This window comes from Novipirellula methanifontis, from assembly GCF_052161655.1.
In the GTDB taxonomy this organism is placed as follows: Bacteria; Planctomycetota; Planctomycetia; order Pirellulales; family Pirellulaceae; genus Novipirellula.
Genome location: NZ_CP197418.1, coordinates 8,435,959 through 8,451,126, shown reverse-complemented (window position 1 = coordinate 8,451,126; position 15,168 = coordinate 8,435,959). Strand labels below are relative to the sequence as shown.

The following is a 15,168-nucleotide window of genomic DNA, read 5'->3' as shown; positions in this document are numbered from 1 at the left end:
AAGCGTCGTTGGGAGGGAGTAAACACTGCGGGCATTTGGGGGCATGCATTCGGTTGCTGATCTTGAATCACGCCGCCGGAAGCCTATCCCACTCTTTTCATGCTCTTAGCTCAGCCTTTCTTTTTCTTCTTCGTCACCGATTTTTTAGCGGTGGTTTTCTTGGCGACGGCTTTGACGGCCGTTTTTTTCTTGGTGGTTTTCTTCTTTGTTGCTGCAGCCTTGGGGGCCGGCGCAGCCGCCTTTACCTTGGTCGCCGTTTTTTTCTTCGAAGCCTTCTTGCTGGACTTCTTCTTTGTGGTGCTTTGCTTTTTCGGGCCGGCACCAAAAATGGAGCTCCAACCGTCTGAATACTTTTCGTTTGTGCCGACTCGAAGAATGGTCATCGATACTGTCTTTCGTTGTAAGTTGCGTTTGTTGTGCAGTGGATGAAGCGGCATCGACAAAGGACGCTGCTTCGTGAATTTAAATTTCGGATGCCCTCACACGTCTTAACCGTGTGTGGGCAAAGCATTTGCGATGAAATTAGCTCGCGTGAATGCTTTTGTAACGAGTTCGTTTGGAAACGTCGTCTGGGTCGTCTCCCATTCGCTCGCGTAGGTTTCGTTCGTAGATGTCGAAGTTGCCTTCGCACCACGTCAGTTTTCCGTCACCTTCGAACGCCAGGATGTGAGTCGCAAGTCGATCAAGGAACCAGCGATCGTGGCTGGTGACAACCACGCAACCGGCGAAGTTCTCAATCGCCTCTTCGAGGGCACGCAACGTATCGACATCAAGATCGTTGGTCGGTTCGTCCAACAGCAACACATTACAACCTTTTCGTAGCAAGGTTGCCAAGTGGACTCGATTGCGTTCTCCACCGGAAAGGTTGCCGACTTTCTTTTCCTGGTCGGGGCCTTTGAAGTTAAATCGCGATACGTACGAGCGAGACGCAATGCTGCGTCCGCCCATCTCTAGGTGATCGTGGCCGCCGCTGATTTCTTGGAAAACGGTCTTGTTCGGATCAAGCGCGTCACGACTCTGATCGACATAACCTAAGTCGACGGTGTCGCCTACGCGGATCGTGCCCGAGTCGGGTGTGTCTTGTCCGGTCAGCATACGGAACAGTGTGGTTTTGCCGGCTCCGTTGGGGCCGATCACGCCCACGATACCGCCCGGTGGCAAACGGAAGCTGAGGTCGTCGATTAGAACTTTGTCGCCGAACGCTTTGTGAACGTTTTTCCCTTCGATCACGAGGTCACCGAGGTGACGTCCCGATGGGATTTGGATTTCAAGTTCGTCGGGTTTGTCCTCGAACGATTGAGCCGACAATTCCTCGTACGACTTAATACGCGCTTTGCTTTTCGCTTGCCGCGCTTTGGGGCTCATGCGAATCCATTCCAATTCGCGAGCCAAGGTCTTGTCGCGAGCCTTCTGTGTGCGTTGCTCGACCGCCATGCGTTTGGCGCGAGCATCGAGCCAGGCAGTGTAGTTGCCCTCGAACGGGATGCCTTGGCCGCGGTCGATTTCCAAGATCCACTGAGCCACGTTGTCGAGGAAGTAACGATCGTGCGTTACCGCGACCACGGTGCCGCTGTAGCGTGCGAGGTGTTGCTCGAGCCAAGCGACCGATTCGGCGTCAAGGTGGTTGGTCGGTTCGTCCAGCAGCAGAAGGTCGGGTTGGCGGATCAGCAGTTGGCACATTGCAATACGGCGACGTTCGCCCCCGGACAATTTGTCGATGTTCGCATCTCCGGGTGGCAAGTTCATGACCGCCATCGCGGTTTCAACTTGCCGATCAAGTTCCCAAAGGTTTTGCGTGTCGATGATGTCTTGCAGCTTTGCCATCTCGTCGCAAAGCTTCATCATTTCTTTGTCGTCGGTGACGTCGCCCAACAGCACGCTGATTTCGTTGTAGCGATCGATCACGGCGCGGCGATCGGCCACGGCGGTTTGCACGTTCTCGAATACCGTCTTGGTTGCATCCAGCGGCGGTTCTTGTTCGAGGTAGCCGACGCTAAAGCCATTGCCCAAGCGAGCGGTGCCTTCGAATTCGGTGTCTTGTCCCGCCATGATTCGCATCAGCGACGACTTACCGGCACCGTTGGGCCCGAGCACACCAATTTTTGCACCGGGGTAAAACGCCAAGTTCACCTCGTTTAACACCACCTTCTGGCCGTGTTTTTTGGTGAGGTTCGTGACTTGGTAAATGAATTGTCCAGCCATGGCAGAAGTCTGAAGTTTGAAGTTGAAGGTTGAAAAATGCTACAGGAAGGAACGGAGCAGCTTCGGTGAGTTGCGTGTTTCAGGGATTCCGCTGGATTTCCTTATTCCCATTCGATCGTTGCTGGCGGTTTACTGCTGATGTCGTAACACACGCGGTTAATCCCCGCGACTTCGTTGATGATCCGCGTGCTCATGCGTGCCAGTAGGTCGTAAGGTAAACGACTCCAGTCGGCGGTCATAAAGTCATCGGTCTTGACGCTGCGGATCGCGATCGCGTTATCGTAGGTCCGTGCATCGCCCATCACGCCAACGCTTTGCACCGGCAGCAACACGGCAAACGATTGGCTCGTTTCGCGATACAAACCGGCGCTGACGATTTCCTCGACGACGATCGAATCCGCTTCGCGAAGCACTTTCAATTTTTCGCGAGTGACTTCGCCAAGGCAACGCACCGCCAAGCCAGGTCCGGGGAACGGATGTCGCCATACCAGCGATTCCGGCAGTCCCAATTCGAGTCCCAAACGGCGTACTTCGTCTTTGAACAGATCACGCAGCGGTTCGATCAATTCAAATCCAAGTTCCTCGGGAAGTCCGCCCACGTTGTGGTGCAATTTGATCGTTGCCGCAGGTCCATCGGGATCCGCACCACTTTCGATCACATCGGGATACAACGTGCCTTGGGCCAGGAAGTGAGCGTCTTTGATTTTGGTCGCTTCTTCCTTGAAACAGTCTATAAACGCGTAGCCAATTCGTCGACGTTTTTCCTGCGGTTCGCTGATCCCTTCGAGGGTCGACATGAATCGTTCTTCGGCATGGACCACGTGCAGGTCGGTTTTAAAGTGGTCGCCGAATTCACGAATCACCAACGCTTGTTCGTCTTTGCGAAGCAAGCCGTTGTCGACCAGGATGCAGGACAATTGCGGTCCAATCGCTTTGTAAAGCAGTGCGGCCACGACGGACGAATCGACCCCCCCGCTGAGACCGCAGATGACGCGTCGATCGCCGACGAGTTCACGCACATGATCGATGGCGGCTTGCGCGAAATCGCCAAGCTGCCAAGTGCCTTCGCAGCCACACACGTCGATGACAAAGTTTTTGAGGATCTGGCCACCTTGCGGCGTATGCGTGACCTCGGGATGAAATTGCATCCCGTAGATCGGCAGCGAGCGGTGGGCGATCGCCGCATAGGGGCAGGTGCTGGTTTGGGCGAGTGGTTCAAAGACTTCCGAGATCGAGGAAACCTGGTCGCCATGACTCATCCAGACTTCGATTTCGCCTTCGAGGTCACGAAACAGCGATTCGTTGTTCTTGATAGTACATTTCGCGCGTCCGTATTCGCGACTTGGCGTATTATCGACTTTGCCGCCCAGTGCGGCACAGGCCAATTGCATGCCGTAGCAGATGCCGAGCACGGGGATGCCGAGTTCGAACAGTTTGGGGTCACACTTCGGTGCTCCGTCAACGTAAACGCTCGACGGGCCGCCCGACAGTATGATGCCTTTGGGGTTCAGTTCGGCGATCCGGTCCGCCGCGATGTCATGCCGCAGGATTTGGCAGTAAACATTTTGTTCCCGCACGCGGCGGGCAATCAATTGGGCGTACTGCGATCCAAAGTCGAGCACCACGATTCGCTGCGCGGTGAGGCTATCGGTCGTGTATTCAGATGCGGATAAAGTCGTATCGGCCATTGCAACGTTTGGGTTGTTTCCGCTCAGGGAAGTCGTCTTTATTAAGAGTCTTTTCGAGCCAGCGGAATGAGTGGTGTCGCAGGAAAGAATCACGAAGTGTAGAAAATGCCACATTGATACCCAAGGGGCCTGCTTGGATCGTTCTGCGATCGAGCACCGTTTGTGATCCGTTTTTCCGGCGGTGAAGTCTCGTTTGATTGCGGTATCGTTCGTCAATCTCTCTTTAACACGATCGCAATGAGAATTTTATTAACCAACGATGACGGTGTTTTTGCTCCAGGCCTCGCTGCGTTGGAGCAACAACTTCGTCATTTAGGCGAAGTCGTCGTCGTCGCACCGGCAACCGAACAGAGCGGCGTGGGGCATTCGATCACTTTTTTGTCTCCGTTAACCTGCAAGTCGATCCGCCGTGATGGCCGGCATTGGGCGTGGGCCGTGGATGGATCGCCAGCGGATTGTGTGAAATTGGCGATTGCCGAGCTGTTCAAGGACAATCCCGTCGATTTGGTGGTCAGCGGGATCAATAGCGGGCTAAATGCCGGCGTCAACGTTCTGTACAGCGGAACGGTGGCGGCAGCGATCGAGGGGGCTTTTTTCGGCGTGACCAGCGTCGCGGTTTCGCTCGAGTACGATCCGGACGCCGATTTTCAGGCCGCCGCCGTGATCGCGCGTGACGTCGTCGGCGGGCTGGTGAAACGTCCCGAAGCCAAAGGGCGATTGTTCAATTTAAATATCCCCACCGCCGCAACGCTTTCGCCCCCCCATCTTTCAATCGTGCCGATGGGATTGGCTCAATACGGACGAACTTACGAAAAACGCCAAGATCCGGGGGGAAGGGACTACTACTGGGCACTTTGGTCCGAGCCCGAGCAGCCCCCAGCGGAGCACTTTGATGTCACCGCATTACGTAATGGTAAAGTGACATTGACCCCCCTTCAGTTCGATCTGACCGTGCAGCCTCTGCTCGAATCAATGGAGGAATGGGGGCTCGAGCTCTAACGGACCCTTTTGGCGTTTGCCGTTGGCGGCTAATATTTGCGGAACGGAACCGTTCTGCTGCGGTAGCCACTGCCCGCCACCGCACTGTAAATTAAATCGCCATTCCCGTGACCGAATCATGGGTTTACCTTTTCCACCCCTCTCCAGAGAGCGACTGTACCGATGAGCGTTGCCACCACGAACATTCAAACCCTAGCCATCGATACCATCCGAGCCCTCAGTATGGATGCTGTGCAGACAGCAAACAGCGGGCACCCAGGCACCCCGATGGCGTTGGCGCCGGTGGCCTACCAAGTCTTTAACAAGACGATGAATTACGACCCATCGCGTCCTCATTGGCCAAACCGGGATCGTTTCGTTCTTTCGTGTGGTCACGCTTCGATGCTGCTGTACAGCACGCTGCATTTGGCGGGCGTGAAAGCAGTCGACCAATCGGGCAAGGTCCTCGACGAACTTTCGATCAAGCTCGAAGACATCAAGAACTTTCGTCAAATCGGCAGCGTTTGTGCCGGGCACCCTGAATTCGCTGAAGCGGCAGGTATCGAAACGACCACCGGGCCTCTCGGAGCCGGCGTCAGCAACTCGGTTGGCATGGCGATGGCCGAAAAATGGTTGGCGGCAAACTACAACACCAAGGACGCCGTGTTGTTCGACTACAACACCTACGCACTTTGCAGCGACGGTGACTTGATGGAAGGGGTCGCCTGCGAAGCGGCTTCGGTCGCGGGGCACCTCAAGCTCGACAACCTATGCTGGTTGTATGACGACAATCACATCACGATCGAAGGCGATACGGATCTTTCGTTTAGCGAAGATGTGGCGACACGCTTCGAAGGATTGGGCTGGAATGTGCTTCGCGTCGACGATGCAAACGACACCAAGGCATTGGCCGCCGCACTGGATAAATTCCACGCTTGCAAAGACAAGCCGACTCTGATCATCGTCCGCAGTGTGATCGGTTGGGGAGCCCCCAACAAGCAAAACACCCACGGTGCTCACGGAGCACCACTTGGATGGGACGAAGTTGCCTTGGCGAAAAAGGCCTACGGATTACCAAGTGACGAGAAATTCTATGTTCCGGATGGTGTTCGCGAAGATTTCGCTAACAACGTTGGGGCTCGCGGTAGCGAAGCTGCCAAGGCTTGGGACGCCGTGTGGACCAAATACCAAGCGGCAAATCCTGAAAAGGCTGCTGAGCTCGAAGCGATGTTCGCGGGCGAATTGCCAAAGGGCTGGGACAAAGACATCCCTGTTTTCGAAGCGAGCGAAAAAGGGGACGCCACCCGCAACAGCAGCGGCAAGGTGCTCAATGCGATCGCCAAGAATATTCCTTTCATGATCGGCGGTTCGGCCGACTTGGCACCAAGTAACAAGAGCGACTTGACCTTCGAAGGTGCGGGCGATTTTCTGCCTGGTCAATACAAAGGCCGCAACTTGCACTTTGGTATCCGTGAACACGCGATGTCGGGAATTGTCAACGGATTGTCGCTTTCGGGGCTGCGAAGCTACGGTGCGACCTTCTTCGTATTCACCGATTACATGCGAGGGGGGCTGCGGTTGAGCAGCATCATGCATCAACCAGTGATCTACATCCTGACACACGATTCCATCGGTGTGGGCGAAGACGGCCCAACGCATCAACCGGTCGAGCATTTGACGGCTTGCCGCGCCATTCCAGGGATGAACGTATTCCGCCCTGGTGATTCGAACGAAGTGGCGGAATGTTATCGCACCGCAATGCAAATCAGTGATCACCCGGCGATGTTCGTGCTTTCACGCCAGAACATGCCTACCTTGGATCGCACCAAGTATGCGTCGGCCAGTGAGTGCAGTCGCGGTGGCTACGTCCTAAGCGATTGTGATGGCACGCCAGATGTGATTTTGATGGGCAGCGGCAGCGAGTTGTACATGGCTGTCAATGCAGCCAAGGAACTGACCGCAGCCGGCAAGAAGGTTCGTGTCGTCAGCATGCCATGCATGGACATCTTTGCTGCTCAAGACCAGTCGTACATCGACAGCGTTTTGCCGCCTGCGGTAACCAACCGCGTCGCAATCGAAGCGGGAATCCGCATGTGTTGGGATCGCTGGATCGGAAGCAACGGCAAGTTCGTTGGAATGAGTGGCTTTGGAGCCAGCGGACCGTTTGATGCGGTTTACGAGCACTTCGGTATCAACGCCGCTGCGATGGTTGCGGCTGCAAAGGCGTAAGCTGCGGGCTGTTAGAAGCAGGCTGCTTTAAGGGCTATGCGGTTATTGGTTGGACACGCGTCTAACATGTCTTGATGGCGGTTCTTTGCGGGCCGCCTGAGATGTCCATCACGCTTGCAAGTAGGGTCTGTTCGATGAACCGATTGCCCATCCGATACCGTTTCATTTTTGCGTGCAAGCTAGTCGCAGGACTGGTTTGCATTGGCGGGATTCTACAATCGCCGCTTCAGGCTGATTGGCCGCAGTGGCGCGGCGCAAATCGTGATGGCTATGCCGAATCCGAAAACTTGATTCGTGATTTGCCGCCCGAGGGGCTCAAGCCAGTCTGGGAATTTGCTGACTTTGAAGGTGGCAATTCAGGCGGTTGGAGTTCGCCGATCATCGCGGATGGCAAAGTCTATCTCTATGCTCACACCAAAAGCAAAAAGAAGGGGGCCGACCCAGGGCCGGCGAAATTCCCTTGGTTAGCACCCGACAAACGCTCGGGGATGACCGATGACGAGTACGAAGAGTACGAGGTCAAACGGCGTGACGAAAACGAAGCCCGAGCCAAAGCGTTTGCGTTTGAGCAGCGAGTGGTTTGTCTTGATTTAAATTCGGGCAAAACGATTTGGGACAAGCGAGAGCCCGTCGTTTACACACGCTTTGTCCAATCCGGAACGCCCTGTGTCGCGGACGGAATGTTGTTTGTGTTGGGGCCCGAGCGAACGGCGTATTGCTACGATGCCGAAACCGGCGATGTGCGCTGGACGACGCGATTACCCGGCGAATTTCGTGACGAGTTTTTTGCGAGTTCCTTCCTGGTCCATGCTGATGTGGCTTTTGTTGCCTGCGGAGCACTGGTCGCTTTGGACACGGATGGCGGTCAGTTATTGTGGCAGGGCGAGACGTCGCTGGATTATGCTTCACACAGTAGTCCGGTGGTTTGGCAGGTCGGCGAGCGGCCAAATCGATCGGATCTCGTGATTGCGAACACTCAGGGCGGACGAACCGAAGGTTACCGGATCGCGGATGGCAAACTATTGTGGGAACTGCAGTCGGGAGCTGGGCAAGCAACGCCGATCGTCACCGACGACTTGTTATTGACCTACGGTTCGTCACGAAAGAACGGCTTGAGTGCGTTTCGCTTGGACGCGAAAGCTCCCGAGGCGACCCCTGAATTGGCGTGGCGGTTCCGCGGGGCGGCGGATTCTGGATCCACGCCTGCTGTGTACGAAGGTTCAGTGTTTGTTCAGGGCGAGAAACGGCTAGCCAAGGTCAGCTTGGCTGATGGAGATACCCTTTGGCAGACCACGTTATCCATTTCGAATCCTCGCTACTCATCGTTGCTGGTTGCCGGCGATCTACTCTATTTTGGCTGGGATGGCTTGCTCTGCGTGGATGCCGCAAGCGATCGGTTTCAAGTGATTTTTGATGCGGAGATCGATTCCGAAGGACGCTTAATTAAGAGTGACGATTTGCGAAACAAGCTGAAGCTGGACGAATTAGCGGTGTCAGCTGGGGGAGGCGAGGTGGAAAAGGTCTGGCAAAAAGAACTTTCCTTTGGCCCATTGGCGTGTTCAACGCCCGCAATCAGCGACGGAGTTATTCTCATACGCCGTCGCAATTCTCTTGTCAGCTATCGTCTGAGTTCGGAAAATTAACCTATACAGGGGTATCTGTTGGGTGTTTCAATAGGGGTAACCAAGGGAATATCGGATTGTTTGGATTCGCGATATGTTTTGCGAATCAATTCGAAAAGAGCGGCACTGGACGTTTGTTTCTCTTGGATCTCTAGGAGATTGGTTTTCCTGACTTGTTGATGAGCGAGAGTTTTTAACTGTACAAATCGAGCGAGTGCCCGTTCTTTACTCACGGGACACTAGTCTTGGTAAAACAAGGACGGTCAACATCTTATGCAAGCAACGACACGATTCGAGCCGAATCCCACAGTGACCCTTCACGGGTCGGCTCATGGAAATACCGACAAGGAGTTGGTTCGTCGTTACGATGATCTCACTCGTGCCACGAAGGTCAGTTGGACGGGGCATCATCATCTGCTTCGGCTGTTGGGCCAGGGTGGTCAGGGCGAGGTGTATTTGACCGAATATCGCGGTACCGACGGTTTTACCGTTCCGGTGGCGATGAAGGTTTTCTCGCCCGAGCGTTATGCTGACGCTCGCGCTTACGAAGAATCCATGCAGCGTGTGGCTTCGGTCGCGGCACGCGTTGCTTTGATCCAGCACGATAATTTGCTCGATGTCCAGAACTTTTTCGAGCGAGACCGTATCCGCATCATGATGATGGAATGGGTCGATGGCTACGATTTGCGTCAATTGGTTTCGCCCAATTGTTTGGAACTACTGCACAATCGCGTTAGCCAGCGGCGTTGGGATTACATCAACGAGGTGATTTTGACCGATGGCGTGGGCCAGTCGCGATTCAAGGCAGGGGTCGCTGTAGCGATCGTGCGAGAGTGTTTAGCGGCACTTGCCGCCCTGCACCGAGAAAATATTGTGCATGGCGATGTGAAGCCCGCGAACATCATGCTGAAGCGTTCGGGGCACACCAAGTTGATCGACATGGGGTCGGCGTTTGATTTCACCAACCCACCACGTGATCGCGAGTGCACACCGGTGTACGCGGCTCCCGAAGTGCTCGAGAACAACGAGGCGACACCGCGTAGCGATTTGGCGAGCGTGGGTTATGTGCTGATTGAATTGTTAAGTGGGGTGAACCCATTTGATGGCTTCGAAAGTTTGCGGCAATTGTTGCAAGCGAAGCGTGAGTTGCCATCGCGGTTGCACAAAATATTGCCTGAGGATGTGCTGCGAAACGAATTGCTAATGAGCTTTTTGTTAGGGCTGATTGCTCCTGATCCGAACCGTCGTTTTCCCAGCGCCGAAGCCGCCGAGCATGTCGAGCAAGGTGCTGCGGCATTTCATCGCCAATTGATCCGAAGTGACATGGCGACCGAGTATGACAATGACATTCGCGTCTGGCTCGAAGAGCTAAGGCAACTCGAAGAATTTGAGCAATAAGCAGGATGGATCAGCAGCACTTAGAGATTGCCGTGGCTGCGGCAAAGGCTGGCGCCGTAGAGTTGATGGCCCGCCGTGACGACCGAGTTGTTCGTGAAAAAGCACCCAAGGATTTGGTCACTGATGCTGACCTTGCCTCGCAAAAAGCCATCCGCAAGATTTTGATGGATGGTTTTGCCGGGTATGCGTTTGTGGGTGAAGAGGAAGGCGAAAATGAGCCTCCCGAGGCAGTTCGGCTTGGCAAGCTCGACGCTCCTCCGTGCTGGGTTGTCGATCCGCTGGACGGAACCGTGAACTATGTGCATCGGTTGCAGAGTTTTGCGGTATCGATTGGTTTGTATGCCGCCGGAAAGATGCGGCTAGGCGTCATTTATGACCCTGTTTGTGACGAGATGTTTACCGCGATTGATGGCGGCGGCGCGTTTTTCAACGGTCGCCCGATGCATGTCAGTGGCCAAAGCGATCTTCATGACAGCATGATGGCGTGCAGTTTTCCCGCTGGTGTGACTGGTGATTCGCCCGACGTGGCCCGGTTCGTTCGCGTGCTCGAAAAATCACGAGCCCTTCGTCGGCTAGGTTCATGTGCACTGAATCTGTGTTACGTCGCCGATGGACGGCTCGACGGCTATTGGGCCACCTGCGTGCATTCTTGGGATGCCGCCGCCGGTATCGTGATTGCCCGTGAAGCGGGAGCTCAGGTCAGTGGTTATGACGGATCGAAATTTGACGATTGGAAGCCGCGGTTTTGTGTTTCCGCATCGGCGGAATTGCAGCGTTCGCTTGTCGAGTTGTTGGCGTAAGCAAGTTTTGTTTGCTTAACGCGGTTTTTCGATTTTCACGATCTCGGCTTCGAAGACTTCGACAATCGATTTCACCATCACGTTGGCTTCGATTTCTTTCATTCGCTGCATTCGCGAGCGACCGGGGTCGACCACAACCGCCTTGGCTGCCACTGGTTTGGGGGCAGCAAGCTGAAGTTCTAGCGCGATGTCGCATCCCGCCAATTTCGCTACCGCTGTGTTCAGTGGCGTCTTGTGCTGCGGGCTTTCGCAGCGGCTGAATGCTAGTTTAGATTCGCCCGGAAAGACGAGCCGCAGCTTGCCTTCTTCGGCGACGACGCGTTGCACGGCTCGCGCGAGTGTCTCGGTCATCGGTTCGACCATCGAGATCGCTTCTTTCCAAATCCGCTCGGCATTGGTCTGGTTCCAAACCACCGCAGTCGCTGGTGCCGACGGTTCGCTGCCCTCAGTCGCCGGTGCACTCGTGGTGGCGGGCGGATTAGCGGTTGCAGGCTGAGTCGCCTGGTCTGGCTCGGCCGCAGTCATTTGAGGCGAAGTTGGAGCCGCTGCGGGACTCGAGTTAGCGGCCGCGGCAGGTTCGGCCGCCGGTGGTGCAGGAGCAGTCTGGTTAGCTACTCTGTTTTTTTTTTCGCCGGCCGCGCCGCGATGAGTGGGTGATGCGGCAATCGAATCGGCTGCAGCAGCCAAGTCGGCGATCTGTTGCAAATCAGGAAGATTGCAAATCTGGATCGCGGTGGCTTCAAGCAGCACGCGAGAGTAAACGCTGTGGCGGATTCGGACGAGCGTTTGGTCGACTAGGCCAACCACGGCCAATACCGTTTGCAGTCCCCATCGTTCGCCGAGCTCTTTGAGTTCGTCGTAGAGTGCCGTCGAGGTGTGTCGCATCAACGTTGCATCGCAACCCACCGCCACGGCCATCAGGTCACGGAAATAGGCAAGTAGTTGTTCTGCTAAGCGTCCTGCGTCCACGCCCGCATCAATGCCGGCGTCGAGTTGCCGGATGACTTCGGCTGCGTCACGTTCAGCCATCGCCTTGGCTAACGCGTGTAAGCGTTCGTCATCCGCCGTGCCGAGCATCGCGTGGACTTGTTCGGCGGTTAGATTGCCATCGCTAAAGCTAAGGACTTGTTCAAGCAGCGATTGGCTGTCTCGCATCGAACCGGCCGCACGTCGCGCGATCAACTCGAGTGCTTTGTCGTCCGCTTTCGCATTTTCGGCGTTCACGATTTCGCGAAGCCGATTGACGATCTTCGGCACTTCGACGGGTGCGAAATCAAAGCGTTGGCAACGGCTCAAAACCGTGATGGGGAGCTTTTCAGGGTCCGTTGTACAGAAAATAAACTTGACATGCTCGGGCGGTTCTTCGAGCGTTTTTAGCAACGCATTGAAGGCCGCACCGGTCAACATGTGGACTTCGTCGATGATGTAAATTTTGTAGCGAGATCGGCTCGGGCGAACGCCTACATTGGCTCGCAGCGAGCGGATCTCGTCGATACCTCGATTGCTGGCACCGTCAATTTCGATCACATCGACGTCTTCGCCCGAATCGATGGCTTGGGCGACGTCAGTGGTGTTGTCTGGGCTGGCGGTTGGCCCTGAGGGGTCATTCAGTGCCTTGGCAAAAATACGGGCGGTGGATGTTTTGCCGACTCCGCGAGCACCCGTAAATAGATAGGCGTGACCGACGCGATTGGTGTCGATGGCATTCTTTAGCGCGCGACCGACGTGGTCTTGTCCGACTAATTCGTTGAACGCGCGAGGCCGATAGCGCCGCGCGACTACGACGTACGAGTCTTGTTTGGGGGCGTTCTGCTGACCGGAAGACTCAGGCATGATGCGGGGCAAAAACGTACGCGTAATGATTTTCAACGCGTCGTGAGCGTAACGTCGTTGATTTAGAGCCTTGCTGCGAAGCGGCCCGTTCTCAGGTTGGCTTCGCAACACATCGGTTCGCGGTGCCAAGTGTTTTCAGAGTTGAACGTGTTGAGCTGGAAACGTCTGGAGCTGAAAACGTCGAGCTGGAATGTCGTGCCCGAAAGAGGCGACCCTCACACAGAGCTACACCGCTTATGGCTGCTCCAGTTAAGGCCTGACCAGGTTCACGATTCACAATCGCAAGGGTCGCCACTTTCGGGCACGATTTCATTCACTGAGGACGCGTGATTCTGACAGAAAAATAGTTCCTTGGGAACCGTCCCCAAGGAAAAGAAGTTGCTCGGCAACGTGAGCCGATCAAGACGGTCGCAAGGGCAACGAATCTGCGACACATTCACCGCAATTGCACGAGTGCTGCGGTGAATGCGAAACACGATCCGACGTCCGGCAGGCTGAACTTAGCGACGTTTGCCGCCGCGTCCTCGTCCACCGCCTCCGCCACCACGGGCGGGCGTCTTTTTGTGGTTTTCCACGTTTGCATCAACCAGGATGCTGACCGTTTCAAGCCAAGTCGGAGCGGTCGGACGTTCTGCGTCGTCGGCGGAAGACTCGTTGCGTCGTCCACGACCACGCGAGCGTGAACCACCGTCGGCGGAATCTTCTTTCGCAGAGGAATCTCGTCCCTTCGGTTCGCGGTTTCCACGTGAGCCCCGGCCCGATTGCGAACGTGATTTTTCACGTCGAACCGAATCGCCGTCATCATCATCTTCGATGTCGTCAGCGAACGAGGGCAATTCGCCAAAGCCATCGGCAATATCATCGACACTATCATCGGTATCGACGCTCTTGACTTCGTCTTCGCTGCGAGTGGATTCGTCACGGCTGCGTCCGCGTCGGCCTCCGCGTCGGCCTCGTCGGCGCGAGCGAGGTCGGGGTGAGTCTTCGTCGCGGTCCGATTCGGAATCACTGGTCTTTGCGGTGACATCTGCATCATCTACGAGCAGTTCATCGTCGTCGATGTCGTCAACGAATAGGCTTGGTCCGAAATCGTCATCGAAATCGTGCTCGGCGTCACGGCCGCGTGCCGGACGTGAACGCTCGGATCGATTGCTTGGCTCGTCCGTGCTTTTTGCAGCCGATCGCTGACGTCGACTGCCCTCCGCTTCGCCGCTTCGTTGTGAATCGCGTGACGAAGAATCGCGAGAAGAAGAATCGCGTGACGATCGGCCTCGACCGCCGCGATCACGTCCACGTCCCGAATCGTCGCTGCTTTCGGAGGAGCGCCCCGCTGGCGCACGATCGCTGTCGCCGCCACGGCGAGGCTGGTCTTCGCGAGCCGCTTTGGGAGCGTCTTCTTGGCTTTTGGCGGAACCTTCGTTGCGATCGAGATCGTCTTCGGTCATCCGTTGACGCACTCCACGGCGACGGCCGCGACGGCGTGGACCACGTTCGCCTCGCTCGGAGTCTTTGTCCTCGAACGATGATTTTTTCGAGATGAATTTACCGCTGGACTCTTCGCCAGATTCTGTTTCGCGAGTTCGTGGAGTACTCGATTTGGGCTCAGCGGATCGTTCGCGACTTTGCGGTGCAGGTTTCGCTCGGCGAGGTGCCCCGAAGCCGCTGTCGCTATCGTCAACATCCTGATCGGAATTGTCGACGAGTCCGGTGCCGAAACCACTACGTTTTGGCTGTGCGGCCGATGCGGAATCACGATCTGCCGACGCCGAATCACGATCGCGTGAAACCGATGGTTTGCGTTCTTGGCGGCCTTCGGTCTTCGTCTTCGACTCTCTGTCGAGCGAAAAATCTTTGTCGACCGAAACGCCGAGTTGGTTGGCAAGACTGCCCCAAGCTCGATCGAGGCTGGCATCTTCTGGATCGGTTGGCTTGGATTTCTCGGCCAAACTCGCGGTACCAACCGGGTCGCGAGGACGATCTTGGAACGCTTGACGCTTCGCTGTTTCGGCCGGGCGGCTGGCTTCTACGGCTGGCTTTGCAGCGGCTTCGGTCTTTTTGGGAGGACCAAAACCAGGGATTTTTTGTGGGGGGGTCGCCGAACGCAGTGCATCAAGCACGTCTTCGACATTTTTAGGACTATCTCCCGAACTCTCGCTCGTAACCGGAGTCGGAGCGTGGCGTCGTTGAGGACGTTCGCTCGAGCCGAAACCGCCTTCGCTCGATTCTTTCGAATCGTGTGCCAGCGATGAAGAGGACGGAGTAGACTCAGCTTTGGATTTATCGGGTTCGGAGGACGAAACAACAGGTTTTGGCTTAGGAGCTTTCTTTTTCGGGGAATCGCTTGAGCCAGAAGTGCCGAGCAAATTGGCAAGAAAGTTCCAGTGATCAGATCTCATGGATAACTGTTTGGGTAGAATT

10 protein-coding genes and 1 other RNA gene are annotated in these 15,168 nt (G+C 55.7%); 5 read left to right on the top strand and 6 right to left on the bottom strand.

Annotated elements, in window-relative coordinates; translation table 11 throughout:
* Positions 1-110: 110 nt before the first annotated feature.
* From SH528x_RS30020 to guaA, 3 genes are all read right to left on the bottom strand, one after another.
* Entirely contained in the window at positions 111-383 is a 273-nt protein-coding gene (locus SH528x_RS30020) for a hypothetical protein (RefSeq protein WP_442507106.1), read from the bottom strand.
* A 139-nt stretch (positions 384-522) separates the two neighbouring features.
* Complete coding sequence (ettA, locus tag SH528x_RS30015; protein ID WP_442507105.1) at positions 523-2,202, bottom strand: energy-dependent translational throttle protein EttA; 1,680 nt, start codon at positions 2,200-2,202, stop codon at positions 523-525.
* A gap of 101 nt (positions 2,203-2,303) precedes the next feature.
* Entirely contained in the window at positions 2,304-3,890 is a 1,587-nt protein-coding gene (gene guaA / locus SH528x_RS30010) for a glutamine-hydrolyzing GMP synthase (RefSeq protein WP_442507104.1), read from the bottom strand.
* Between the two features lie 237 nt (positions 3,891-4,127).
* Here guaA and surE point away from each other — a divergent pair, with 237 nt between their 5' ends.
* The 5 genes from surE (at position 4,128) to SH528x_RS29985 (ending at position 10,917) form a co-directional block, all read left to right on the top strand.
* Positions 4,128-4,889, top strand: a complete 762-nt coding sequence (gene surE, locus SH528x_RS30005; protein WP_442507103.1) for a 5'/3'-nucleotidase SurE — start codon at positions 4,128-4,130, stop codon at positions 4,887-4,889.
* 162 nt (positions 4,890-5,051) lie between these two features.
* Positions 5,052-7,097: a transketolase gene (gene tkt / locus SH528x_RS30000; protein WP_442507102.1), complete on the top strand. Its 2,046-nt coding sequence runs from the start codon at positions 5,052-5,054 to the stop codon at positions 7,095-7,097.
* 134 nt (positions 7,098-7,231) lie between these two features.
* Positions 7,232-8,740, top strand: coding sequence for a PQQ-binding-like beta-propeller repeat protein (locus SH528x_RS29995; protein ID WP_442507101.1), 1,509 nt, complete (start codon positions 7,232-7,234; stop codon positions 8,738-8,740).
* 252 nt (positions 8,741-8,992) lie between these two features.
* Entirely contained in the window at positions 8,993-10,117 is a 1,125-nt protein-coding gene (locus SH528x_RS29990; protein ID WP_442507100.1) for a serine/threonine-protein kinase, read from the top strand.
* Between the two features lie 5 nt (positions 10,118-10,122).
* On the top strand, positions 10,123-10,917 hold the full coding sequence (locus SH528x_RS29985; RefSeq protein ID WP_442507099.1) for an inositol monophosphatase family protein: 795 nt from the start codon (positions 10,123-10,125) through the stop codon (positions 10,915-10,917).
* A 15-nt stretch (positions 10,918-10,932) separates the two neighbouring features.
* On the opposite strand, the gene dnaX is transcribed toward SH528x_RS29985, so the two are convergent.
* From dnaX to SH528x_RS29970, 3 genes are all read right to left on the bottom strand, one after another.
* On the bottom strand, positions 10,933-12,879 hold the full coding sequence (dnaX, locus tag SH528x_RS29980; RefSeq protein WP_442507098.1) for a DNA polymerase III subunit gamma/tau: 1,947 nt from the start codon (positions 12,877-12,879) through the stop codon (positions 10,933-10,935).
* Between the two features lie 72 nt (positions 12,880-12,951).
* Positions 12,952-13,046: signal recognition particle sRNA small type (gene ffs / locus SH528x_RS29975), an RNA gene on the bottom strand.
* Between the two features lie 204 nt (positions 13,047-13,250).
* The gene (locus SH528x_RS29970) at positions 13,251-15,146 is read right to left on the bottom strand and encodes a hypothetical protein (protein WP_442507097.1); all 1,896 of its coding nucleotides are present in this window, start codon (positions 15,144-15,146) and stop codon (positions 13,251-13,253) included.
* Positions 15,147-15,168: the final 22 nt, after the last annotated feature.

Excerpts from the sequence above, each read along its gene's own strand:
- SH528x_RS29985 (WP_442507099.1), top strand. The coding sequence starts at position 10,123 with ATGGATCAGCAGCACTTAGAGATTGCCGTGGCTGCGGCAAAGGCTGGC.
- SH528x_RS30020 (WP_442507106.1), bottom strand. The coding sequence starts at position 383 with ATGACCATTCTTCGAGTCGGCACAAACGAAAAGTATTCAGACGGTTGG.
- ettA (WP_442507105.1), bottom strand. The coding sequence starts at position 2,202 with ATGGCTGGACAATTCATTTACCAAGTCACGAACCTCACCAAAAAACAC.
- SH528x_RS29995 (WP_442507101.1), top strand. The coding sequence starts at position 7,232 with ATGAACCGATTGCCCATCCGATACCGTTTCATTTTTGCGTGCAAGCTA.
- SH528x_RS29990 (WP_442507100.1), top strand. The coding sequence starts at position 8,993 with ATGCAAGCAACGACACGATTCGAGCCGAATCCCACAGTGACCCTTCAC.
- SH528x_RS29970 (WP_442507097.1), bottom strand. The coding sequence starts at position 15,146 with ATGAGATCTGATCACTGGAACTTTCTTGCCAATTTGCTCGGCACTTCT.
- surE (WP_442507103.1), top strand. The coding sequence starts at position 4,128 with ATGAGAATTTTATTAACCAACGATGACGGTGTTTTTGCTCCAGGCCTC.
- tkt (WP_442507102.1), top strand. The coding sequence starts at position 5,052 with ATGAGCGTTGCCACCACGAACATTCAAACCCTAGCCATCGATACCATC.
- guaA (WP_442507104.1), bottom strand. The coding sequence starts at position 3,890 with ATGGCCGATACGACTTTATCCGCATCTGAATACACGACCGATAGCCTC.